Here is a 22,540-nt window from a genome sequence, read left to right as displayed (position 1 = left end):
CCCACCGCTGCGTCAGTCCCCCACGAACACCGCCCGCTGATATGTGCCGTCCGCACCCACGGCAGGCAGCCCGGCCTGCGCCGCCTTCTTCAGCCTTTCCAGCGCCAGCACCACCGTCGGCCCCTCGCCGTACATCTTCACGGCCTCGGTGGTCAGCAGCAGTTCCAGCCCACGCCCCGGCTTCCCGTCTTCGGCCCACACGGCGCGGAAGAGGCGGCCCTGCGGGGTGCCGCGCACCGTGACCACCACCCCGGCGGGAAAACGGGCGAGTTCCACCTGCTTGGCAAAGTCCATACACCCAGCATAAATCGCAGTTCGGTCCACAAAGCCGCGCGCCGGACCCACTATCCTCGGCGCCATGACCCTGTTTGACCCGCCCGCCCCGCTGGCCGAACGCCTGCGCCCACGCGCCGTGTCGGAGGTGGTGGGTCAGACGCACCTGCTGGGGCCGGGCAAGCCGCTGTCCAGGGTGCTGGCGTCGGGCCGGCTGGGGTCACTGATCCTGTGGGGACCGCCGGGCGTGGGCAAGACGACGCTGGCGCGGCTGCTGGCCGGCGAGGTGGGCGCACATTTCATCGCGCTGTCCGCCGTTTCTGCCGGGGTCAAGGACGTGCGCGAGGCCACCGCCGAGGCCGAACGCCTGCGGGGGCGGGGCCAGAAGACCATCCTGTTTCTGGACGAGATTCACCGCTTCAACAAGGCCCAGCAGGACGCGCTGCTGCCTCATGTGGAATCCGGGCTCCTGACCCTGATCGGGGCCACCACCGAGAACCCCAGTTTCGAGGTCAATCCGGCGCTCAGATCGCGGGCGCGGACGCTGGTGCTCGAAGCCCTGAGTCAGGAAGAGGTGCGCGGGCTGCTGGACCGGGCGCTTGCGGACCCGCGCGGCCTGCCAGGCACCGGGGCCACCGACGAGGCGCTGGACCTGCTGGCCCGGCTGGCCGACGGCGACGCCCGCCGCGCCCTGAGCACGCTGGAGGTGGCCAGCAGCCTTGCCAGCCCCATCACCCCCGAGGCCGTGACCGAGGCGTTTGGCCGCCACCTGCCGCAGATGGACAAGAACGGCGAGGATTTTTACAACCTGATCTCCGCACTGCACAAGTCGGTGCGCGGCAGCCACGTGGACGGCGCGCTGTACTGGCTGGCCCGCATGCTCGAAGGCGGCGCCGACGGGCTGTACGTGGCCCGCCGGATCGTGCGAATGGCCGCCGAGGACATCGGGCTGGCGGACCCGCAGGCGCTGCGGCTGTGCATTGCCGCCCGCGACACCGCCGAGTTCCTGGGCAGTCCGGAGGGCGATCTGGCGCTGGCGCAGGCGGTGGTGTACCTGGCGCTGGCCCCCAAGAGCAACAGCGTGTATGTGGCCTGGAAACGGGCGCTGGACGCGGTGCGCGACGGCGAGACGCTGCCGGTGCCCCTGCACCTGCGCAACGCCCCCACCGCGCTGATGCGCCAGCAGGGCTACGGCAGGGGCTACGCGTACTACTTCGACGATCCGGGCGGCTCGTTCGCGCAGACGTACCTGCCGGACGGCGTCCGGCTGGGGCTGTACCAGCCCACCGGTGAGGGCTGGGAAGCGCGGGTGGAGGGGCGCTGGCGCAAGCTGCAGCACGCGCACGGCGAGGATGAAGGCGCAGGGCCAGCGGCGGTCATTGACACCCCGGCTGAGGACGCCTAGGATGTGTGGGCCTGTGAGCTGCGGCGATCAGGACGTACGGTGGGTTTAGCTCAGTTGGTTAGAGCGCCGCTCTGTGGAAGCGGAGGCCGGGGGTTCAAGTCCCCTAATCCACCCCACTTTTATCCGGCTCTCGCCCACACGGGTCAGGGCCGGATTTTTCTTTGAGCTTCGGCCGGTCTGGATGTTAGGCTGGGCAGCACATGCGGGGATGGCGGAACTGGTAGACGCACTAGACTTAGGATCTAGTATCCATAGGATGTGAGGGTTCAAGTCCCTTTCCTCGCACCACAGCACACGCGGCGCGGCGGCCTTTTCCCCCACGGGGAGGCCGCCGCGCCGCTGCCCTGATGGGCCAGTGGCAGAAGGGACAACCGGCATGGGTGTACGCCGGGGGGCAAAACGCACTATGATGCCGGGCGGCATGCCGCGTGAGCGCGGGCCCCGCACCCCTGGGCAGCGCCGCCGGCACGGCAAAAAATCAAAGCTGGAATGCGCCCCTGGCGGGGGTCCCCACTGGACCTCTTGCCTCACGGGACAGCGAACGGGAGAAATGACGTGGCAGAACTGATCAGCAGAGAGGGCAACAAGGTGGAGTTCAGGGTTTCCGTTCCCGCCTCCGAAGTGAACCGTGCATATGACCAGGTGTGGTCCGGACTCGCACGCGACGTGCGCGTTCCCGGCTTCCGCCCCGGCAAGGCCCCGCGCAAGGTGATCGAGGGCCGCGTGGGCAAGGGCTACGTGGAACAGGAAGTGCGCGACCGCTTGCTTCAGACCCACTACTCGCAGGCCGCCCGCGAACTGCAGCTGAGCCTGGTGGACGCCAACATCGACCCCCAGCCGGTGGTCAACGGCCAGCCGTTCGAGTTCACGGTCACCGGCGAAACCTATCCTGAAGTGAAGCTGGGCGACTGGAGCGGCCTGAGCCTCAGCGCCGAGTCCCCCGCCATCACCGACGACGTCATGGACCGCACCCTGGGTGACCTGCAGGAGCGCAACGCCACCTTTGAGGAGGCCAACCGGCCCATCGAGGCCAGCGATCAGGTGACCGTGGAGGAGCAGGGCGAGGACGGCGGCACCTACCCCATCTACCTGGACGTCGCCGAGGCCCATGTCCGTGAGGCGCTGCTGGGCAAGAACAAGGGCGACACCGTGGAAATCACCGTGCCTGCCCACCAGCACGGCGACCACGAGCACCCCGAGCACAGCGTCACGGTGGTCATCCAGGACGTGAAGGTCAAGAAGACCCAGGACCTGGACGACGACTTCGCCAAGAGCCTGAACTTCGACAGCCTGGAGCGGCTGCGCACCGACCTGAAGGCCGAGCTGGAGCGCCGCGCCGCGCAGGAGGGCGAGACCGCCCGCCGCGAGGAGTTCGTGACCCATCTGACCGAGAACATGGAAGCTGAGATTCCTGCCGCGCTGCTGGACCGCCGCCGCGACGCCATGCTCGAGGAGATCAAGGACGACCTCGGCCGCCAGGGCGTCAAGTGGGGCGAGTACGAGAGCTTCATGCAGGAGCAGGGCAAGCTCGGCGAGTTCATGGCCGACCTGTCCAAGAACGCCGAGAGCCGCGTCAAGCGTGACCTGGCGCTGGAAAAGCTGGCCGAGGACCTGAAGGTGCAGGTCAGCGACGCCGAGTTCAACCAGACCATGAATGCCCTGGCGCAGGCCAACGGCATGAACCCCCAGGAACTGAGCAAGCAGCTGGGGCCGGACGGCATCAACACCTACTACGCCAGCCTGATGCGCGAGAAGGGCCTCCAGCAGGCCATGGCCCAGCTGAGCAAGCCCGTGCAGGGCGAGCAGCAGCAGGAAGGCCAGCAGGACGAGGCCGCTCCAGCCCAGGATGAGGCGACCTCAGCCGAAGCCGAGCAGCCCCAGACCGAGCAGACCGAGGGCGAGAACAAGAGCGAGTAACACCGAAGTTCAGAAATTGAGAGGGGGCGCGTCCTGCGGGATGCGCCCCTTTCCCTGTCCTGGTCTCGCCCTGCGTTTTGCCCAGGCTTCTGCCCTGCCTGTTCCCGACACCTTGAGCCTCAACCCAATCTGACTCCACCTGAAAACGCTGGACTCAATTCATTGAACGTCCGTTCAAAGAATGCTACCGTGACGGCCATGAGCGTCTTTTCCAACCGCCCCAGCATCGGCATCACCGCCCTGGGCAGCTACGCCCCCGAGCGGGTTGTGCCCAACGCCCATTTCGAGGCCTACATGGACACCAATGCCGAGTGGATCGAGTCGCGCACCGGCATCCGTGAGCGGCATTTCGCGGCGCCGGACGAGTACACCTCGGACGTGGGCGTGGGCGCGGTGCGCGACATGCTCTCGCGTGACCCGGACGCCCTGAAGGAGGTGGACGCAGTGATCTGCGCCACGGTCAGTCCCGACGCGCTGATGCCGTCCACCGCCGCGCTGATCGCCATGCAGGTGGGCCTGACGGGCGCGGCGGCCTTTGACCTGTCCACCGCCTGCAGCGGCTTCGTGTACGCGCTGAGCGTGGCCTCGGGCCTGATCCAGTCCGGCGTGGCGCGGCGCGTGCTGGTGGTGGGGGCCGAGGCGCTGAGCAAGATCGTGGACCAGCAGGACCGGGGCACGGCCATCCTGTTCGGCGACGGCGCGGGCGCGGCGGTGGTGGGTCCGGTGCCGGAGGGCCTGGGCTTTCAGGAGTTCATCATGGGGGCAGACGGCGCAGGGGGACCCAGCCTGTACCTGCGCTGTGTGGCCCCCACCCTGCCCGGCGGCTTCGAGATGGGCCAGAGCGTCGGCATGAACGGACGCGAGGTCTTCAAGTTCGCCGTGCGTGTGCTGGGCGACAGCGGCCAGAAGGTACTGCAAAAAAGTGGCCTGACCAGCGCCGACGTGGACTGGGTGATTCCCCATCAGGCCAACGTGCGGATCATCGAGGCCGCCGTGGAGCGTTTCGGCATTCCCATGAGCAAGACGGTGGTGAATCTGGACCGTTACGGCAACACCTCCAGCGCCACTGTGCCGCTCGCCCTGCACGAGGCGGTGCGGGACGGGCGCGTGCAGGACAGCCAGCAACTGCTGCTGATCGCCTTTGGCGGCGGCCTGAGCTGGGTGGCCGGCACAATGAAGTGGTGGGGCGGCGCGCCCAGCCTGCGGGCAGATGCGGCCTCCGCGCTGGCGGGGGTGGGCGCTTGAGTCCCAGGATCGCCGCCCTGTTTCCCGGTCAGGGTTCGCACGCGGTGGGTATGGGGGCCGACCTGACCGCCGCCTTCCCGCTGGCCGAGGCCGTGTACGCCGAGGCCGAGGCCACCCTGCCGGGCCTGCGCGCCCTGATCGAAACCGGGCCGATTGAAGCCCTGACCCTGACCGCCAACCAGCAGCCCGCCCTGGTGGCCGCCAGCGTCGCGGCCTACCGGGTGTGGCAGGACAGGACGGGCCTGACGCCGATGGTGGCCGCCGGGCATTCGCTGGGCGAGTACAGCGCCCTGGTGGCCGCCGGCGTGCTGCCGCTGCGTGACGCCCTGCGCCTGACCCGCCAGCGCGGCACCCTGATGCAGCAGGCCGTGGCTCCCGGCGAGGGGGCAATGAGCGCCATCATGGGCGATCCGGCGGTGGTGGCCGAGGTCTGCGGCGGTCTGGAGGGCGTGCAGCCCGCCAATTTCAACGCGCCCACCCAGACGGTGATCAGCGGAACGGCAGCAGCGGTGGCCGAGGCCAGCGCCGAACTGAAATCGCGCGGCCTGAAGGCCATCCCCCTGAAGGTCAGCGCCCCGTTTCACTGCGCCCTGATGGCCCCCGCCGCCCTGGGCCTGTCGCCCGACTTGCAGGCGGCGGCCTACGGTCCCTTCGCCTTCCCGGTGGTGGCCAACGTGACGGCGGGGCTGAACGACGACCCCCAGCGCGTGGCGGATCTGCTGGAACGCCAGATCACCGGCGCGGTGCGCTGGGTGGAAACCATCGAGACCCTGGCAGGCATGGGCGTGGACACTTTTATCGAGTTCGGTCCCGGCAAGGTCCTGAGCGGACTGGTGGGGCGCATCGTGCCGGGGGCGAGAACCCTCAACGTGGGAACGGCGGCGGACGTCCAGGCGTTCGAGCTGTGAGTCCTGTGCTTGACCCGGTGTCTCGCGACGAGCTGCTGATGGCCCTGGACGGGGCCGCCAGGGAGATCGGGCATTATTTTGCAGGTCTGGACGCCGCCGTGTTCCTGGACGGCACCCTGGACCAGTGGGCTCCCGCACACCACCTCGACCATCTGATCCGCTCGAATGGGCCGGTGGCGGGCGGCCTGGGCGTGGCGCGCGCCCGGCTTCAGGCGCTGCCGCCGCAGCACCGCCCCCGAAACTATGCCGAGGTGCGGAACAGTTACCATGCCGTTCTCGCCACCGGGGCCAGAGCGTCCGGGCGCTGGCTGCCGCAGCCGGAGGGCACCCAGGCGGCGCTGGTGGAGCGGTACCGGGCCTCGCTGGACGCGCTGGCTCAGGCCCTGGAAGGCTGGGCCGACCCCGAACTGGACGCCTGGGCCATGCCCCATCCGGCACTGGGCGTGCTGAGCGTGCGCGAGATGCTGCTGTTCACGCTGATGCACAACTGGCACCACGAGGGTGGCGTGCGGGCGAGGCTGGGCCATGCCGCCCAGGAGGCCGCCCATGCAGACGAGGTTGTACCTCACGCCGCCGGGGGAGGACAATAAATCCATTATGAAAAGACTTGCTCTGGCGTTGGTGGTGACTGCAGCGGCCACGTTCTGCGGGCGGGGAACCATTGCCACTCCCACCACCCCAGCGTTTTGCAGGGCACGTGGACGGCACGCTGGCCCGCCAGGGAGCTACGGCCCAGGCCCTTCGCCTAGAGCAGACAGCCAGCTACGACACCGCCGCGCAGTACCGCGTCGCGGGAACCGGAACACTGGGAGCAGACGCCGTGACGGTCACGGGCACGGTGATGGGCGGCTCGGCCCGCTCCTATCTCCAGGCACAGGACGTCTCTCCATCCCCCTTCGTGCCCGAGTCGGCCCGGCTGACCGTTCAGCGCCCGGGCGCTGACGCCCTGACGCTGCTGTGCCTGTCCAGGGAAAGCGCCCCGAACTGGACCTGGGACTGCGCAGCAAATGACAGCACCCCCACCACCGCCATTCTGAAAAAAGAGGCTCCATGACCCCATCCACCCCCGAAACCACCCGCAACGTCGCCCTCGTGACCGGCAGCAGCCGGGGCCTGGGCCGCGCGATGGCCCTGAAGCTGGCGGCCGAAGGCTTTGACATCGCCGTGCATTACGGCCGCAACGCCACCGAGGCTGAGAAGGTGGCCGACGAGGCCCGCGCCCACGGCGGCCGTGCCGAGGTGTTCGGCGCAGACCTGACCACGCCCGCCAACGCCGGGAAGCTGGTCGAGGACGTGATTGCGCAGATGGGCCGCCTTGACGTGCTGGTCAACAACGCCGGCATCACCCGCGATGGCCTGGCCATCCGCATGAAGGACGAGGACTGGGACGCGGTGATCCAGACCAACCTCAGCAGCGCGTTCTCGGCGTGCCGGGCGGCCATCAAGCACATGATGCGCGCCCGCGCCGGGCGCATCGTCAACATTGCCAGCGTGGTGGGCCTGACGGGCAATCCGGGACAGGCCAACTACGTCGCGAGCAAGGCCGGGCTGATCGGGTTGACCAAGGCGCTGGCCAAGGAATACGGCGGGCGCGGCATCACCGTCAACGCCGTGGCCCCCGGATTCATCGAGTCCGATATGACCGCCACGCTGACCGAGGACGTGCGGAAGGGCTACCTGGCAGACATTCCCCTGGCCCGCCTGGGACAGCCGGAGGAAGTGGCCGCGCTGGTGGCGTTCCTGGCCTCCGAGGGGGCCGCGTACATCACCGGGCAAACCATCGGGGTGGACGGCGGACTGAACCCGCACTGAGGGCCGGGGGGCCGGGAAGAACGTGGCCCCGGCCCCCCGGCCGTTTACACCCCGTTCAACAACGTAGCCCCGCACTGCCTGCCCGTGTAGACTGGCACAGATTTCAAGCAGGACACTTCAAGGACAGGAGGAACAACCATGGCGACTTTTGATGACGTGAAAGATGTGATTGTGGACAAGCTGGGTGTGGACGCGGACAAGGTGAACCCCGAGGCCCGCTTCGTGGAAGACCTGGGCGCAGACAGCCTGGAAACGGTGGAACTGATCATGGGCCTGGAAGACAAGTTCGGCGTGACCATCAGCGATGAGGACGCCGAGAACATCCGCACCGTGCAGGCCGCCATCGACTACATCGAGGGCAAGCAGTAACCGCGCCTGTCCCGGCGAGGCGTGAGGCGGAGCGGGGACAGTGAACAGAGACGGGGCGCGGGTCACACCGGGGCCCCGTTCCTCATTTCAGGAGGAGGGAGATTATGGGCGTTTCAGGACTGAGACGGGTGGTGATTACGGGGCTGGGGCCGGTGACGCCCATCGGCTGGGGAGCGGCGGACTACGCCGAGGCGCAGCGTGCAGGCCGCAGTGGCATCGGGCCGATCACGCATTTCGACGCCTCCGACACCGCCAGCAAGATCGCAGGTGAGGTCAAGGGCAGCTTCGACGACTTCATCGATCCGCGTGAGGCCCGCAAACTGGACCGTTACGTGCAACTGGCGCTGGCTGCCGCCGAACTCGCGGCGCGGGACAGCGGCCTGAGCGCCGAGGAGTTGAGCGGCGAACGCGTCGGCACGGTGGTGGGCAGCGGCATCGGCGGGGTCAAGACCTTTGAGGACCAGGCCGCCGTGCTGCACGAGCGCGGGCCGGGGCGCATCAGCCCGATGTTCATTCCCATGATGATCGCCAACATGGCCACCGGGCACGTTGCCATGAAATTCGGCGCGACGGGACCGAGCAGCACCGTGGTCACCGCCTGCGCCACCGGCACCGGTTCGATTGGCGACGCGGCGCGGTACATCCAGCTGGATCTGGCCGACGTGATGATCGCGGGCGGCACCGAGGCCGCCGTGACTCGCATCGCCGTGGGCGGCTTTTCCAACATGAAAGCGCTGTCCACCCGCAACGACTCGCCCGAAACCGCCAGCCGCCCCTTCAGCGCCACCCGCGACGGCTTCGTGCTGGGCGAGGGCGCGGGCATCTTGATTCTGGAAGAGTACGAGAAGGCCAAGGCGCGTGGAGCCACCATCTACGCCGAGATCGTCGGCTACGGCACCAGCGCCGACGCGCACCACATCACCATGCCGGCCCCGGAAGGGCGCGGCGCACAGGTGGCGATGCGCATGGCCCTGAACACCGCAGGGGTCAACCCCGAGCAGGTCGGCTACGTCAACGCGCACGGCACCAGCACGCACTTCAATGACCTGTACGAGACGCAGGGCATCAAGCACGTGTTCGGCGATCACGCCAGGAAGCTGGCCGTCAGCTCCACCAAGTCTATGACCGGCCATCTGCTGGGCGCGGCGGGGGCCATCGAGGCGATTGCCGTGGCGCAGGCGCTGAGGGACGGCATTCTGCCTCCCACCATCAACCTGACCGATCCCGATCCCGCGCTGGACCTGGATTACATCACCGAGGGCGCGCGCGAACAGCAGGTGGACTACGTGCTGAGCAATTCGTTCGCCTTCGGCGGCCAGAACGCGGCGCTGCTGTTCAAGCGCGTCTAGCCCGCAGAACGCCCCACCGTCTGACCCCCAGCAGCACCCTGTCTGCCTGCGGTCAGACGGTTTTTGCGTGTTTGCCCGTGCCTCTAGGCACATGAAGCGACGGACAGAGGGTTCACACCGCCCCGTTTCGCCCATAAACGCTCAAGCTGAATGCCGGGTCACTCACGCGGATCGGTGCTTTAATGCCCTGAGCGCCGCGTGATTCCCCCGGCCTTTCATGTTCAAGATCCGTCCAGATTCAGCCCGACCCGTCTGTGACCAAAGGAGCTGCCCCTGTGTCCCGCGCCAAATCGCCCGCCAGCCTGACTGAACCCGCGCCCCCTAGGGCCAAGCGCCACCGCAAGAAGCCGGAGCCGCAAGGGCTGGGCGAGACGCGCACGCACAGCACAGTGGCCAACGTCGAGAGCCGCTACCTGAACCGCGAACTGTCGTGGCTGGCCTTTAACGAGCGCGTGCTGGCCGAGGCGCGTGACGTGCGCAACCCGCCGCTGGAACGCCTGAAATACGCGGCCATCTGCGGCAGCAACCTCGACGAGTTCTTCATGGTGCGCGTGGCGGGCATCCACCGCCAGATCGCGGCGGGGGTGAACACGCCGGGACTGGACGGCCTATCGCCGCGCGAGACGCTGGCGCTGGTGCGCGAACGCACCCAGAGCATGCTGCGCGAGATCGAGAAGACCACCCGCAAGGTGCTGAAACTGCTGATGGACGAGGGCGTCAAGCTGACGCGCGTGGCCGATCTGGGCAAGCGCGCCCGCGCCAGCCTGCGCGAACACTATCTGGCCGAGATTCAGCCGGTGCTGACACCGCTGGTGGTGGACCCCAGCCACCCGTTTCCGTACCTGAGCAACCTCAGCCTGAACCTGGCGATTCTGCTGCGCGGCGGCGGACATGACGACACCGATTTCGCGCGCGTTAAGGTGCCGGTGGGCGTGCTGCCCAGGGTGGTCGTGATCGGCGACGCCCTGCTGATGCTCGAAGACGTAATCGCCGCGCACATCGGCGAACTGTTCAAGGGGCGCGAGGTGCTGGCCGCCCACGTCTTCCGCGTGACCCGCAACACCGACTACGAGTTCGAGGAGGAGGAGGCCGAGGACCTGCTTGCCACCATCGAGGACGGGCTGCGCCGCCGCCGGTTCGGCTCGGCGGTGCGGCTGGAGGTGGTGCGCGAGACGCCGATCAAGCTGGTGACCTTCCTGCAGGAGAGATTGCGGCTGGCCCCCGAGGACATCTTCCTGCTGGAAGGCCCGCTGGGCAGTGCTGACCTGATGGGCCTGCCGGTGGAGCGGCCTGATCTGGCCTTTGCGGCCTACGCCCCTGCCGTGCCTGATCTGGACGGCGACGAGGAGGACGGGGTCTTCGACACGCTGCGTCAGGGGGACGTGTTGCTGCACCACCCCTACGACGGTTTTGCCAACATCCTGGACTTTATCGAGGAGGCCAGCCGTGACCCGCAGGTGCTGGCGATCAAGCAGACGCTGTACCGCACCGGGGATGACCCGCGCCTGCTGGCCGCGCTACGAAACGCCGCCGAGAACGGCAAGCAGGTGGTGGCGCTGATCGAACTCAAGGCCCGCTTCGACGAGCAGCGCAACATCAGCTGGGCCAGGAAGCTGGAACGCGCCGGGGCGCACGTGGTGTACGGCATGGCGGGCCTCAAGACCCACGCCAAGGTCACGCTGGTGGTGCGCCGCGAGGAGGGAGGGCTGCGCCGCTACGTGCATATCGGCACCGGCAACTACAACCCCAAGACGGCCCGGCTGTACACGGACCTGAGCCTGCTGACCGCCGATCCCGAACTGGGCATGGACGTGGCCGAGCTGTTCAACCACCTGACCGGCTACGCCGAGGCCGACTACACCCACATGCTGGTGGCTCCCGACACCGCCCGCAGTGGCCTGGAAGCCCTGCTGGAGCGCGAGGCCGGAAATGCCCGGGCGGGCCTTGATGCCTGGGCGCGCATCAAGGTCAATTCCCTGACCGACCCGGCGATGATCGACGCGCTGTACGCGGCGGCGTCCGCCGGGGTGCGCATTGACCTGATCATCCGGGGTGTGTGCTGCCTGCGGCCCGGCGTGCCCGGCCTGTCGGAAACGGTGCGCGTGCGCAGCCTGCTGGGACGCTACCTGGAACACGCCCGCGTCTATGCCTTCGGCAACGCCGGACACCCCGAGATCTATTTCGGCAGCGCCGACCTGATGAGCCGCAACCTCGACCGCCGGGTGGAAGTCATCGCCCCGGTGCTGGACGACGCCCACCGGGGGCAGTTTCTCGACATTCTCAACACCGAGTGGCACGATCAGCGCGGCTCCTGGGAACTGTGCCTGGACGGCGAGTACGAGAAGCTGCCGGGAGACGACAGCGCGCAGCTGACCTTCGCGTCGGCGCGGCATCCGGGGTAGCGCCGGGGCGGACTGGGGCTTAAGATGAGGGCCATCCACAATTCAGCCCCGGCCTGCCCCCGTTCCATCCCCCTCTAGGAGAGTCCCATGCGCCTACTGCTGCTGCCCGCCGCCCTGCTGTCCCTTACCCTGATGGCCTGTGGTCAGACTACGCCCCATGCAGCCTCCTCCAGCGCGGCCTCCCCCACCGCCGCCGATGCCTATGCCCAGCGCCCCGAGCTGCAGGACGCCGGCAGTCAGGCCATCTTGCAGCGGTACGGCGATGATCCGGGCCTGCTCGAGGCCCTGCAGGAGGCCTACGGGGAGCGGCCCACCGACCTGAGCCTGCCCAGCGTGCCCGCGCTGACCGGGCAGGACTTGGCCAGTGATCGGCTGGCGTACATCAAACGCACCGGCTGGGGCAGCGTGAGCAACTACAACAACCAGTACGCGGCCTACGCCTTCACCGGCCTCCCGTACCCCGGATTGAGCTGGACCCGCGACGGCTGCAGCGCCCCCGACGGCCTGGGCCTGGGCTACCGCGAGGATTTCCGCCCGGCCTGCAACGTCCATGACTTTGGCTACCGCAACCTGAAGGTCTACCAGCGCACCGACAGCAACCGCAAGACCACCGACGAGGCCTTTTACACCAACATGAAAGCCATCTGCGCTGCCAAAAGCTGGTACAAGCGTCCGGCGTGTTACAGCGCCGCCTACGCGTACTACCAGGCCGTGCGGGTTGGGGGCGGGGACAGCTTCTAAAGGATTTGGGTAAATGGAAGCGTCAGCAAAAGAGACTTCTGACGCTTACATTCTCTGCTCCGCAGCTTTGCAAGTCCCAACTCCTCAACCAAATTTGCTCACTCCGTTCGGTCAACAGTGAACAGCTCTTTTGACAGTAGCTCTAGACCCTGAGCGCAACAGGCAAGAGGAAAGACGCCGCCCGGCAGCACATCTGCGGGCGGCGGTTCCAGTGCACGCCAGCCCGCCGCTCAGCCCGGCTGCGGCACGAACGGCCATGCCACGTCGCCCACCGGGTCCGTGTCGTCCAGTCTGTCCCAGTCGTGCGGGTAGACCTCGCGGGGGCTGAGCGGGCCGCCCTGGCCGTGCGCCGCAGCGTAGGCACAGGTGGCGTCGTAGGCCTCCAGGATGCCGGGAAAGTCGAACTGCGCCCGGGTCAGGGTGACGTAGGCCTCATGGTGGGCGGGCTCCTCGCGCAGGGTCAGGCCGCCGACTGGCTTCAGAGGGCCGCTGTACGGCACGCAGACTTCCACCGGGCCGTCGTTGTCGTCATTGACCTGGCCGTGGAAGACCACGAAGGGAGCGCCCAGGACAGCCGCACCCGCCTGGGTCACCTGTCTGGTCAGGGCCAGCAACTGCTGCTTAATAAAACCGGGCAACTCATCCACCCGCAGGCGGCGCGAGACGGTGACCACCTGCTGGGCGGGGACAAAACGCTGCTGAACGTCGAAGTGCTGGGTCATGCTGGGGTCTCCTTTGAGGCTGCGCAGGACGTAGCGGGCCAGTTCGCGCTGCTGAACGTGCCGGGTTTCGGCGCGTGTCCAGTGGTTCCAGACCAGATCAGGTTGCTGGGCCGCCGGGGCGTCCAGCACGGCGCGGACGTCAGCCAGCGAGAGGCCCAGTTGCCTGAGCAGACCGATCAACCGGGCCTGGGGCAGTTGCCGGGCACGGTAGTAGCGGTAGCCGCTGTCGGGGTCCACCCGTTCGGGCGGCAGCAGGCCGAGTTCGTCGTACAGGCGCAGGGCCTTGAGGCTCAGGCGCGAGGCACTGGCAAAGACGCTGATGGTCATGTCTGAGTCTGTGGTCATGGGGCGGGCCTCCGGAGGTGTCTCCAGCATGGGGGCTGCCCCTGGGGCCGGGTCAAGCGGGGGGCCGAGCCGCTAGTCTGTCGGGCATGAAGACGCTGCTGCTGGGCCACCGGGGAACGCCACGACTGCACCTTGAGAACACCATGCAGGGCTTTCAGGCCGCACTGGACGCCGGACTGGACGGCGTGGAGCTGGACGTGCGGCGTCTCGGGGACGGCACCCTGGTGATCCACCACGACCCTGCCCTGAAAGATGGCCGCGCCCTGCCCGAGATGGTGGCCGCCGATCTGCCGGAAGAGGTGCCGACGCTGGATGAACTGCTGGCGTGGGCAGCAAAGACAGGCGCGTACCTGAACGTGGAACTCAAGTACGAGCGGGCGTGGCCCGATGACCGCGTGGCCCGCACGCTGGACGCCATTCGCGCGCATGGACTGGGAGAACGGGTGATTCTCAGCAGCTTTAATCCCCTGTTGCTGGCCGCAGCCCGCCTTCACGCGCCGGAGATCGAACGGGGCTTTCTGTACCACCGCAGCTACCGCTTTGGCCCGCTGGATCTGGTGCCGCTGGTGCTGCGCGGACTGAGGGCCGCCGCCGCGCACCCGCACCACAGCATGATCGACGCCGCCCTGATGGCCGGGGCGCGGGCCGGGGGCTGGCGGGTCAACACCTGGACGGTCAACAACGCCGCCGAGGTGATCCGGCTGGAGGCACTGGGCGTGTCGGCGCTGATTGGCGACCTGCCGGACGTGCTGCTCGTCGCGCGCTGAGAGCGTGTTAAAGGGCCGGCTGGAGCAGCTGTCAGGGCCGTGCGGCTTGACAACGCCATGACGGGTCAGGCCTAATTTAGAAACATGAAGAAAATAATGTTGACGCTGGCCTTGATGGGTACGGCCACTGCACAGACCACCGTGGAATTCTGGCACTCCTTCGGGGACGCCAAGCGCAGCGGCTGGATCCAGGCGCGCGCCGACGAATTCAACAAGGCCAACCCTGACATCAAGGTCGTGCCCACCTACAAGGGCAGCTACAACGACAGCCTGCAGGCCACCATCCTGGCCGCGCGGCAGGGCAAGCCGCCCGCGCTGGTGCAGATCTTTGAGGTCGGCAGCCAGCTGGCCCTGGACAGCGGCGTGTTCCAGCCGGTCAGCAGCGTCAAGAACGTGGATTTCGGCGATTACATCAAGCCCGTCATCAACTACTACACGATCAACGGCAAGGTCAACAGCCTGCCGTTCAACTCGTCCTCGCCGGTGCTGTACTACAACAAGGACCTGATGAAGAAGGCCGGCCTCAACCCCAACCAGCCGCCCACCACCTTCGGCGGCATGCTGGAGGCCTGCAAGAAGATCGAGGCCGCCAAGCTGGGCGTGACCTGCTTCGGCATGAGCCTGAACGGCTGGTTCGTTGAGCAGTGGATGGCGCAGCAGGGCGCGCCTCTGCTGAACAACAACAACGGGCGCACCGCCCGCGCCACCAGCATCAACCTGGACACCCAGGCGGCCAAGAACATCTTCACGTTCTTCAAGACCCTGCAGGACAACAAGTACTACACCTACACCGGCAAGCTGGAGGACTGGGACGGCAGCGACGCCATCTTTACCAACCAGAAGGTCGTGTTTCACATCACGTCCACCGCGGACATCGGCAACAACGGCGAGGCCGCCAGGAAGGCCGGCTTCCAGATGGGCATCGGCGTGCTGCCCATTCCGTCGGGCACTAAGCGCAACGGCGTGGTGATCGGCGGCGCCAGCGTGTGGATTCCCAAGGCCATCAGCAAGCCGCAGGCTGAGGGCGCGCTGGACTTTGCCCTGTTCATGACCAACACCAAGAACATGGCCGACTGGCACAAGCTGACTGGGTACTACCCGGTGCGCCAGAGCAGCATCGATCTGCTGCGCAAGCAGGGCTGGTTCACCCAGACCCCGCTGCAGCTCGTGGCCTTCAACCAGCTGACCAAGACCGTGTCCAGCCCCGCCACCGCCGGCGGCCTGAACGGCGCGGCCATCCAGACCCGCAAGATCATCGAAGAAGGCGTGCAGAAGGTCTTGAGCGGCCAGAGCGTGGACGCCGCCCTGAAGGAAGCCAAGGCCCGTGCGGACGCCGCGCTGGCCGAGTACAACGCCAACTTCAAGTAAGCCGCTTCAGCATTTCAGCCGCCCTGCCCATTTGCGTGGGTGGGCGGCTTTTTGGGGCCGCGCCGGGCAGCCAGAAACAGCGTCCCGCCGTACCCGCCCCAAAACAGTCTAAATTGAGCGCTTAAACCCCCTCTGCCCGCTCTGACTCTGCGCTCCCACACGAACCCCAGGAGGTTCTTCCCTTGCTCAAGCCTGCCCAGACAGTCGCCGACACCGAGGCCAGCGCGGTCTTCCGGGGCACCGCCATGCCCTGGTTCTTCCTGCTGCCCAGCCTGATTATCCTGGCCGTATTCATCTACCTGCCCGCGCTGCAAACGCTGCGGCTCGCGGCCTTCAAGGCCAACCTGATTCTGGGCACCGAACGTTTCGTGGGCGTCCAGAACGTCACCGAACTGCTGCTCAGCCCCGCGTACCGGCAGGTTGCCCTGCAGACGCTGATCTTCATGGTGCTGACCGTGTCGCTGGGGCTCTTGTTCTCATTGTCGCTGGCGTGGCTGGCCAGCCGCCCGGTGCGCGGCTCCAAGTACTACCGCCTGCTGCTGATCTACCCCTACGCCCTGAGTCCGGCCATCGCCGGAACGCTGTGGCTGTTCATGTTCAACCCGGAGATCGGCGTGGTGAACCAGATTCTGGGCAGCCTGTTCAACGTCAAGCCGCGCTGGCTTGACGACCCGATGCTGGCCTTCGGACTGGTGGTGGTGGCGGCCATCTGGAAGGGGCTGGCGTACAACATCGTCTTTTACCTGGCCTCGATCCAGAACCTGCCGGGGGACGTGATGGAGGCCGCCGAGATCGACGGTGCGACGCCCGCGCAGGTGTTCTGGCGGGTGGCCTTTCCGTTGCTGACGCCCATCACCTTCTTTCTGGTGTTCACCAACATCATCTCGGCGCTGTTCGATTCCTTCGCGCTGACCGACATCCTGACGCGCGGCGGGCCGTACTTCCAGAACGCAGGCATCACCACCTTCCTGGTCTACCAGCTGTACCAGGACGGCTTCGTGAACTTTAAGAGCGGGGTGGCGGCTGCGCAGGCCGCGCTGATGCTGCTGCTGGTGGCGTTCATCACCTACATGCAGTTCAAGGTCGGCGAAAAGCGGGTGCACTATGGCAGCTAACACCGGGGCAAGGCACGCTACGGCGGGCAAGGGCACGGCAGGTAATTCTGCGGAGGGTCAACACTATGACGGTTAAGACGGACACACCGCCGCTGGGCGGGCGCGGCCCGGGCCGCCGGGGGCCCAGCTGGCCCACCCATCTCGCGCTGGTTCTGGCAGTCGTCATCATCAGCACGCCGCTGATCTTCGCGCTGATCAAGGCCACGCAGGCGTCCAGTCAGGTCATCAGCCCCAACATGCTTCCGGGCACCTCATTCTTCTCGAACCTGAGCAACGTCTGGGTGGACGCCAACCTGGGACGCTACATGCTCAACAGCACCATCGTGGCGATCAGCGTGACCACCGGCAAGACGATTCTGGCCCTGATGGCGGCGCTGGCCTTTGTGTATTTCCGCTTTCCGCTCAAGAGCGTGGCCTTCACGCTGGTGCTGCTGTCGCTGATGCTGCCCACCGAGGTGCTGATCATCGCGCTGTTCGATCTGGTCAGCCGCGACCTGCAGTGGGCCAACACCTTTGCGGCCATCATCGTGCCGTTTCTGGCCAGCGCCACCGGCACTTTTTTGTTCCGCCAGCACTTCCTCAACATCCCCACCAGTCTGGCCGACGCCGCGCGCATTGACGGCTGCGGACCGCTGCGCTACCTGACCCACATCCTGATTCCGATGAGCTGGAACACCATTGGTGCACTGGCCGTGATTCAGTTCGTATACGCCTGGGACCAGTACATCTGGCCGCTGGTGATCGTTCAGCAGGACGACAAGCAGGTGGTGCAGGTGGGCCTGAGGAAACTGATCGACGTGGGCGGGCAGACCGACTGGGGCGGCGTAATGGCCGGCGCGATCATCACCATGCTGCCGCCGCTGATCGTGTTCACGCTGCTTCAGGAGCAGTTCAGCCGCGGCTTCGCCCTGAGCGAGGATAAGTAGGCAATACCAAAAAACGCTTTCTCCACCCCCCTGCGTGGCCGCTCTATGAGTCGCCCCATGCAGGGGGTTTTTGATGGCATGGCCGAGGGGCCGACTTGCACCGTCCATCTGGCCGATGCGCCCACCCACCGCGGCGCCGATAATACCCCTATAAACGAGAAACAACTCTCGCACCGCCTGTCCTACCTGTTGCGGCACGCGCCGCACGAGGCGGGCCTGACCCTGCAACCCGGCGGGTGGGTGCCGCTGGAGCCGCTGCTGGCCCATCTGAACGTGAACCGCGAACAGGTGGAGCGGGTGGTAGCGGCCTCTGACAAACACAGATTTGCGCTGGATGGTCAGCGCATCCGGGCCAACTAGGGTCACAGCGTCCCCGTCAATCTGGAACTGACGCCCCAGCCGCCCCCCGCCGTGCTGTACCACGGCACTGTTCCCGGCGGTTGCCTACCATTCGCCGCGAGGGGTTGCGGCCCATGAAGCGGCACCACGTTCACCTCTCTCCGGACGTAGAGATAGCGCGCAGGGTAGGGGCGCGGCGGGGCCCTGCCGTCATTCTGACCCAGCGGGCCGAGCAGATGCACGCGGCAGGTCACCTCTTCTACAAATCAGAGAACGGGGTGTGGCTGGTAGACGGGGTGCCTGCGGAGTTTCTGAGCTGCCCCTGGTTGAACGTTGTCACTGTGCGTCTCGCGGCTAGTCAGATCAACTCTAGTTCGTCCAGATCCCCTGTGTACACCCCAAAACGCCGCAGACAGCCAATGACTGGCCCGCTTCCAAACGACCCACGGTAGAGATTGATGGCGTCCCACGCCATCCTCCCAAACAACGAGATGCAGGCCTCTTCCCGGCTCAGATCCACGACGGGCACCCGCGCCAGTTCCGCATGACGGGCCGCGACCCACCGCACCCCGCCACTCAGCACAGACGTCTTCCAGACCAGGAGCGGCGGGCCGTACCATCCCGTTGCCTGCATCTGGCGAGTTTGCTTGCGATAGACCTTTTTCTGGTTGACGCCAGAGTCCAATTCCAGGGCAGAAGGATCACACCATTCGACAAAAGGCTGAAGGTACGCGTATGCGGTTTGGGCAGACTGCGCCCTATCTGGCCGACTGGCATGATCATCTTCGGTTCCCAAAGAGGTGACTTCTCCCGCTGCATTCCCATTCACGTCCATGTCGTGAGGCTATCCTCGCACGCCAAGAGCGACAGAGTCCTGCCAGGGTCTCCCGGCCCACGGCTCCACCATTCAGCACCCTGGGAATGAAAAACCCTCTCCGTAGGGAGAGGGCTGGGTGAGCGTTTCTGGCCGCTCAGCTCACGCCGTACAGCTCGCCGTACTTCTCCCGCAGGTACTTCAGGTACGGCTCCACCGTCATGGCCTGCCCGGTGGCCCGCTGCACCAGGTCGGCAGGTTTGTACAACCCGCCCGGCGCGTAGACGTTCTCGCGCAGCCAGCCGTGCAGGCGGGAAAAGTCGGCGCGGGTGATGTCGCCCTCCAGACCGGGATTGGCGTTTTCGGCAGCGGCGTAGAACTGCGCGCTCAGGACGTTGCCCAGCGTGTAGCCCTGGAACGCCCCGCCGATACGGCCAAAGTACCAGTGGACATCCTGCAAGGCCCCGTTCACGTCGCTGGGCGCACGCAGGCCCAGGTTCTGCTGGTAGGCGGCGTGCCACGCTTCGTTCAGGTCACGCACCGCCAGCGTGCCGCCCAGCAGCTGACGCTCCAGCTCGTAGCGGGTGATGACGTGCAGGTTGTAGGTCAGCTCGTCGGCGTCGGTGCGGATCAGGCTGCGGGCCACGGTGTTGACCGCACGGTGCATCTCGTCCTCGGACACGTCCGAGAGCTGATCGGGGAAGGCATCGCGGAACTTTCCAAAGTACGCGGCCCAGAACGCGCGGCTGCGCCCCACCTGGTTTTCCCACAGGCGTGACTGGCTCTCGTGCACCCCGGCGCTGACCCCACCGCCGATGGGCGTGCCCAGGTACGCCTCCAGCACGCCCTGCTCGTACATGGCATGCCCGGATTCGTGCAGCGTGGAATACAGCGCCTCGGTGGGGTCATTTGCCTTGACGCGGGTGGTGATGCGTACGTCGTGGCCGCCCAGCCGGGTCATGAAAGGGTGGTGCGTCAGGTCCTGGCGGCCCTGCGTGAAGTCGTAGCCGTAGTCGCGGATCACCGATTCGCCAAAGGCCAGTTGCGCCCCGGTGTCGTAGTGGCGGCCCAGAAAGTCGGTGCGGGGAGCCTCGGCCCCGATGACCGCGTCGGCCAGCGGCACCAGGGCCTCACGCAGGCTGGAAAATACGTCGCCCACCTGCGCCGCCGTCATGCCCTCGTCGGACTGGTCAATGAAATAGTCCATTGGATCGCTGAATTCAGGGAAGTACCCCGCCGCCTGGAGACTGAAGTCCCGCGACTTTTCCAGGTACGGCACCATCCGCGCGAAGTCGTTGTCGGGCCGCGCCGTCGTCCACGCGCTGTAGCTGTCGCCGCCATGCTGGCTCCAGGCGGCGACGAAGTCGGCGGGCAGGCGGGTGGCCTCCTCGAACTTCTTGCGGGCCACATCCACCATGCGCGTCTGCGCGGGCGAGAGGTCCGTGCGGCCCTGCGCGGCGTCCAACAGCCTGCCGTACCCGGCGTCGGTGGCGCGGGCGTGGGCCATGCGCGACAGCAGCGCCTGTTGCCTTGAGCGCCCCGCCGCCGCCCCGGCAGGCAGGTAGGTGCTCTGGTCCCAGCCCAGCAGCGAACCGATGCCGCCCAGATCGGCCAGTTCCTGCCAGTGGGTTTTGAGGTCATTCCACTGCGAATCGGGGGGCTGCACGTCGGAAGTCATGCTGCCGAGGCTAGCGCAGATGTCCGGCCCCTGGGTCAGCAATTCCCTCACGTTGTGGGCAATGTGACACACTTTTTGTATGTCCCCACGCATCTCCCTGGAAGCCCTGGCGGTCCTGCCGACAGTTGCGGCTCTGAACGTCTCGCACGGCGGCGATCAGCTGGCCTTCTACGCCGACTGGACGGGGCGTTTTGAGCTGTACACGCTGAATCTGAAGACCCATGAGCGGCGGCAGGTCACCGACGGGCAGGCCCCCAGGGCACTGCGGGCGGGCTTCGTGTGGGCGGCGGATGACGCGCGTCTGTTCTTCAGCCGCGATCACAACGGCGACGAGCGGCAGGCGCTGTTCGACGTGGCGCTGGCGTCGGGTGAAGTCACGGCCCTCCAGCACGATCCGCAGAGCATGGACTACGCCGTGGACGCGCACCCGGACGGCACGCGGCTGCTGGTCAACAGCACCCGCGGCGGGCAGATGAACGTGCACGTCTATGACCTGACGCAGGAGGGCGAGGCGGCCTGGACCGCCCTCACCGCCCTGCCCAACGCCACCCAGGCCGCCGCCTGGAGTCCCGACGGCACGCGGCTGACGCTGACCACCAACGAGAGCGCGGACCTGCGCAACACCGACGGCTACGTGCTGAATGCCGACGGCTCGGGCTTCAGGCGCGTGCTGCGGGTGCGCGAGGGCAGCCAGGACAGCGTGGGCAAGTGGCACCCCGACGGCCTGCGCGTGGCCGCCAGCAGCGACGCCGACGGCCACCGCCGTGTAGGCGTCTTGACGGTGGATTCGGGCGAGGTGCAGTGGCTCACCCCCGCCGATGAGCGGACCGAGGAAACTCCCGGCCCCTTTTCCCCGGACGGGCGCTGGCTGAGCGTGATCCGCAACGTGGACAGCACGCTGACGCCCGTGCTGTACGACACTGTTACCGGCGAGGCGCGGGAGCTGAAGCTGCCGCCGGGGCTGGCGGTGGGCACCGGGTTCGCGCACGGCGGCAGCCATCTGCTGTTCAGCCTCGTGACTTCCACCACCCGCCCGCAGGTGCTGCTGTACTGCCTCGCCGACGACACCGCCGAGGTGCTGCTGGACGCCGAGTACGGCGACGTCAATCCCGCCGATTTCGTGCCAGGCGAGTACGTCCGCTACCCCACGGCGGACGGGCTGACGGTGCCAGCGATCCTCTACCGGCCGCGCGAGCTGGGGGAGGGCAAGACCTCCCCCGCCCTGATTCACGCGCACGGCGGCCCCACCGCGCAGTTCTTCCGGGGCTTCGACGCGCAGGCGCAGTTCCTGGCCGATCAGGGCTACCTGGTGCTGTGTCCCAACGTGCGTGGCAGCACCGGCTACGGCGTGACGTGGCGCGACGCCAACCTGCTGGACTGGGGCGGACGCGATCTGGCCGATATCGCCGCCGGGGCGCAGTACCTCAAATCGCTGCCGGAGGTGGACGGCTCGCGCCTGGGCATCTTTGGCGGCAGTTACGGCGGTTACCTCAGTTACATGGCGACGGTCAAGCAGCCGGACCTGTTCCGGGTGGGCGTGCCCATTGTGGGCATTACGGACCTGCACCAGCTGTACCGGGACAACGCCCGCGTGATGCCGCAACTGGGCTACTACTTCCGCACCATGATGGGCGATCCGGTGGAGAACGCCGAACTGTGGCGGGACCGCAGCGCCATCACCCACGCCGCCGCCCTGAAGGCGCACCTGTTCATGATGCACGGCACCAACGATCCACGCTGCCCGGTCAACCAGGCCAGGGGCTTCCGCGACGCCCTGCTGGCCAGCGGGCGCGAGGAGGGGCGCGACTTCGAGTACGTTGAATTCTCCGACGAGGGCCACGGTGCGGGCGACATCGCCGGCAAGACCCGCAGCTACCGCCTGATGGCCGATTACCTGTCGCGGCGGCTGTAGCGCGGGCGGGCCTTCGCGCCGGGTGCTGGCCCCCTCCAGAACACAGCCACGCTTCCCTCTGAAACACTCACGCAAGTGGTCCGGGACGTCCATAAGGCCCGTGATACGATCAGTCCGTTTTGACCGGAGGGCA

The 22,540-nt window shown here is 67.0% G+C and carries 22 protein-coding genes and 2 tRNA genes; 20 read left to right on the top strand and 4 right to left on the bottom strand.

Annotated elements, in window-relative coordinates; genetic code table 11:
* Positions 1-12 precede the first annotated feature (12 nt).
* A complete protein-coding gene (locus IEY31_RS11520; protein WP_188972070.1) occupies positions 13-294 on the bottom strand; it encodes a hypothetical protein in 282 nt (93 codons plus the stop codon).
* Between the two features lie 64 nt (positions 295-358).
* Between IEY31_RS11520 and IEY31_RS11515 the strand changes: the two genes are divergently transcribed.
* The 13 genes from IEY31_RS11515 (at position 359) to IEY31_RS11455 (ending at position 12,421) form a co-directional block, all read left to right on the top strand.
* On the top strand, positions 359-1,678 hold the full coding sequence (locus tag IEY31_RS11515) for a replication-associated recombination protein A (protein WP_188972068.1): 1,320 nt from the start codon (positions 359-361) through the stop codon (positions 1,676-1,678).
* 39 nt (positions 1,679-1,717) lie between these two features.
* Positions 1,718-1,794 (top strand) — tRNA-His (locus IEY31_RS11510).
* Positions 1,795-1,880: 86 nt separating this feature from the next.
* Positions 1,881-1,966: transfer RNA gene (locus tag IEY31_RS11505), tRNA-Leu, on the top strand.
* Between the two features lie 267 nt (positions 1,967-2,233).
* Positions 2,234-3,595: a trigger factor gene (tig, locus tag IEY31_RS11500; protein WP_188972066.1), complete on the top strand. Its 1,362-nt coding sequence runs from the start codon at positions 2,234-2,236 to the stop codon at positions 3,593-3,595.
* A gap of 198 nt (positions 3,596-3,793) precedes the next feature.
* Positions 3,794-4,840: a beta-ketoacyl-ACP synthase III gene (locus IEY31_RS11495; RefSeq protein WP_188972064.1), complete on the top strand. Its 1,047-nt coding sequence runs from the start codon at positions 3,794-3,796 to the stop codon at positions 4,838-4,840.
* On the top strand, positions 4,837-5,748 hold the full coding sequence (gene fabD / locus IEY31_RS11490; protein ID WP_268238949.1) for an ACP S-malonyltransferase: 912 nt from the start codon (positions 4,837-4,839) through the stop codon (positions 5,746-5,748). The genes IEY31_RS11495 and fabD overlap by 4 nt, the downstream gene beginning before the upstream one ends.
* Complete coding sequence (locus IEY31_RS11485) at positions 5,745-6,338, top strand: DinB family protein (RefSeq protein WP_188972062.1); 594 nt, start codon at positions 5,745-5,747, stop codon at positions 6,336-6,338. Before fabD ends, IEY31_RS11485 begins: the two co-directional genes overlap by 4 nt.
* Positions 6,339-6,445: 107 nt before the next feature.
* Complete coding sequence (locus IEY31_RS11480; RefSeq protein WP_188972060.1) at positions 6,446-6,802, top strand: hypothetical protein; 357 nt, start codon at positions 6,446-6,448, stop codon at positions 6,800-6,802.
* Positions 6,799-7,560 (top strand): 3-oxoacyl-[acyl-carrier-protein] reductase, encoded by a 762-nt coding sequence (fabG, locus tag IEY31_RS11475; protein ID WP_188972058.1) that lies wholly within the window; start codon positions 6,799-6,801, stop codon positions 7,558-7,560. The genes IEY31_RS11480 and fabG overlap by 4 nt, the downstream gene beginning before the upstream one ends.
* A 138-nt stretch (positions 7,561-7,698) precedes the next feature.
* Complete coding sequence (gene acpP / locus IEY31_RS11470; RefSeq protein WP_188972056.1) at positions 7,699-7,929, top strand: acyl carrier protein; 231 nt, start codon at positions 7,699-7,701, stop codon at positions 7,927-7,929.
* A 104-nt stretch (positions 7,930-8,033) separates the two neighbouring features.
* The gene (gene fabF / locus IEY31_RS11465) at positions 8,034-9,278 is read left to right on the top strand and encodes a beta-ketoacyl-ACP synthase II (RefSeq protein ID WP_188972054.1); all 1,245 of its coding nucleotides are present in this window, start codon (positions 8,034-8,036) and stop codon (positions 9,276-9,278) included.
* A 275-nt stretch (positions 9,279-9,553) separates the two neighbouring features.
* Entirely contained in the window at positions 9,554-11,680 is a 2,127-nt protein-coding gene (gene ppk1, locus IEY31_RS11460; RefSeq protein WP_373289155.1) for a polyphosphate kinase 1, read from the top strand.
* Positions 11,681-11,767: 87 nt separating this feature from the next.
* Positions 11,768-12,421: a phospholipase A2 gene (locus IEY31_RS11455; RefSeq protein ID WP_188972052.1), complete on the top strand. Its 654-nt coding sequence runs from the start codon at positions 11,768-11,770 to the stop codon at positions 12,419-12,421.
* Between the two features lie 230 nt (positions 12,422-12,651).
* Here the strand turns inward: IEY31_RS11455 and IEY31_RS11450 are convergent, their stop codons facing one another.
* The gene (locus IEY31_RS11450; RefSeq protein WP_188972049.1) at positions 12,652-13,488 is read right to left on the bottom strand and encodes a MerR family transcriptional regulator; all 837 of its coding nucleotides are present in this window, start codon (positions 13,486-13,488) and stop codon (positions 12,652-12,654) included.
* Positions 13,489-13,574: 86 nt separating this feature from the next.
* Between IEY31_RS11450 and IEY31_RS11445 the strand changes: the two genes are divergently transcribed.
* The 6 genes from IEY31_RS11445 to IEY31_RS18970 all read left to right on the top strand — a co-directional run bounded on the left by IEY31_RS11445 (position 13,575) and on the right by IEY31_RS18970 (position 18,455).
* Positions 13,575-14,255, top strand: a complete 681-nt coding sequence (locus IEY31_RS11445; protein ID WP_188972047.1) for a glycerophosphodiester phosphodiesterase — start codon at positions 13,575-13,577, stop codon at positions 14,253-14,255.
* An 84-nt stretch (positions 14,256-14,339) separates the two neighbouring features.
* Complete coding sequence (locus tag IEY31_RS11440; RefSeq protein WP_188972045.1) at positions 14,340-15,623, top strand: ABC transporter substrate-binding protein; 1,284 nt, start codon at positions 14,340-14,342, stop codon at positions 15,621-15,623.
* A gap of 182 nt (positions 15,624-15,805) precedes the next feature.
* Positions 15,806-16,738 (top strand): carbohydrate ABC transporter permease, encoded by a 933-nt coding sequence (locus tag IEY31_RS11435; protein ID WP_229723527.1) that lies wholly within the window; start codon positions 15,806-15,808, stop codon positions 16,736-16,738.
* Between the two features lie 65 nt (positions 16,739-16,803).
* Positions 16,804-17,664, top strand: a complete 861-nt coding sequence (locus tag IEY31_RS11430) for a carbohydrate ABC transporter permease (protein WP_188972043.1) — start codon at positions 16,804-16,806, stop codon at positions 17,662-17,664.
* 57 nt (positions 17,665-17,721) lie between these two features.
* Positions 17,722-18,024: an RNA 2'-phosphotransferase gene (locus IEY31_RS18975; protein WP_308424325.1), complete on the top strand. Its 303-nt coding sequence runs from the start codon at positions 17,722-17,724 to the stop codon at positions 18,022-18,024.
* A gap of 113 nt (positions 18,025-18,137) precedes the next feature.
* Positions 18,138-18,455 (top strand): RNA 2'-phosphotransferase, encoded by a 318-nt coding sequence (locus IEY31_RS18970; RefSeq protein ID WP_308424324.1) that lies wholly within the window; start codon positions 18,138-18,140, stop codon positions 18,453-18,455.
* Here the strand turns inward: IEY31_RS18970 and IEY31_RS11420 are convergent.
* Complete coding sequence (locus IEY31_RS11420) at positions 18,362-18,838, bottom strand: ParB N-terminal domain-containing protein (protein ID WP_188972236.1); 477 nt, start codon at positions 18,836-18,838, stop codon at positions 18,362-18,364. The two genes, IEY31_RS18970 and IEY31_RS11420, sit on opposite strands and share 94 nt — an antisense overlap.
* Positions 18,839-18,974: 136 nt before the next feature.
* Complete coding sequence (locus tag IEY31_RS11415; RefSeq protein WP_188972042.1) at positions 18,975-20,495, bottom strand: carboxypeptidase M32; 1,521 nt, start codon at positions 20,493-20,495, stop codon at positions 18,975-18,977.
* Positions 20,496-20,574: 79 nt separating this feature from the next.
* Between IEY31_RS11415 and IEY31_RS11410 the strand changes: the two genes are divergently transcribed.
* Positions 20,575-22,407, top strand: a complete 1,833-nt coding sequence (locus IEY31_RS11410; RefSeq protein WP_188972040.1) for a S9 family peptidase — start codon at positions 20,575-20,577, stop codon at positions 22,405-22,407.
* Positions 22,408-22,540: the final 133 nt, after the last annotated feature.

The sequence above is a fragment of the Deinococcus aerolatus genome, from assembly GCF_014647055.1.
In the GTDB taxonomy this organism is placed as follows: Bacteria; Deinococcota; Deinococci; order Deinococcales; family Deinococcaceae; genus Deinococcus; species Deinococcus aerolatus.
The sequence above is the reverse complement of the archived record's forward strand: the minus strand, read 5'-3'. Positions and strand labels throughout refer to the sequence as shown.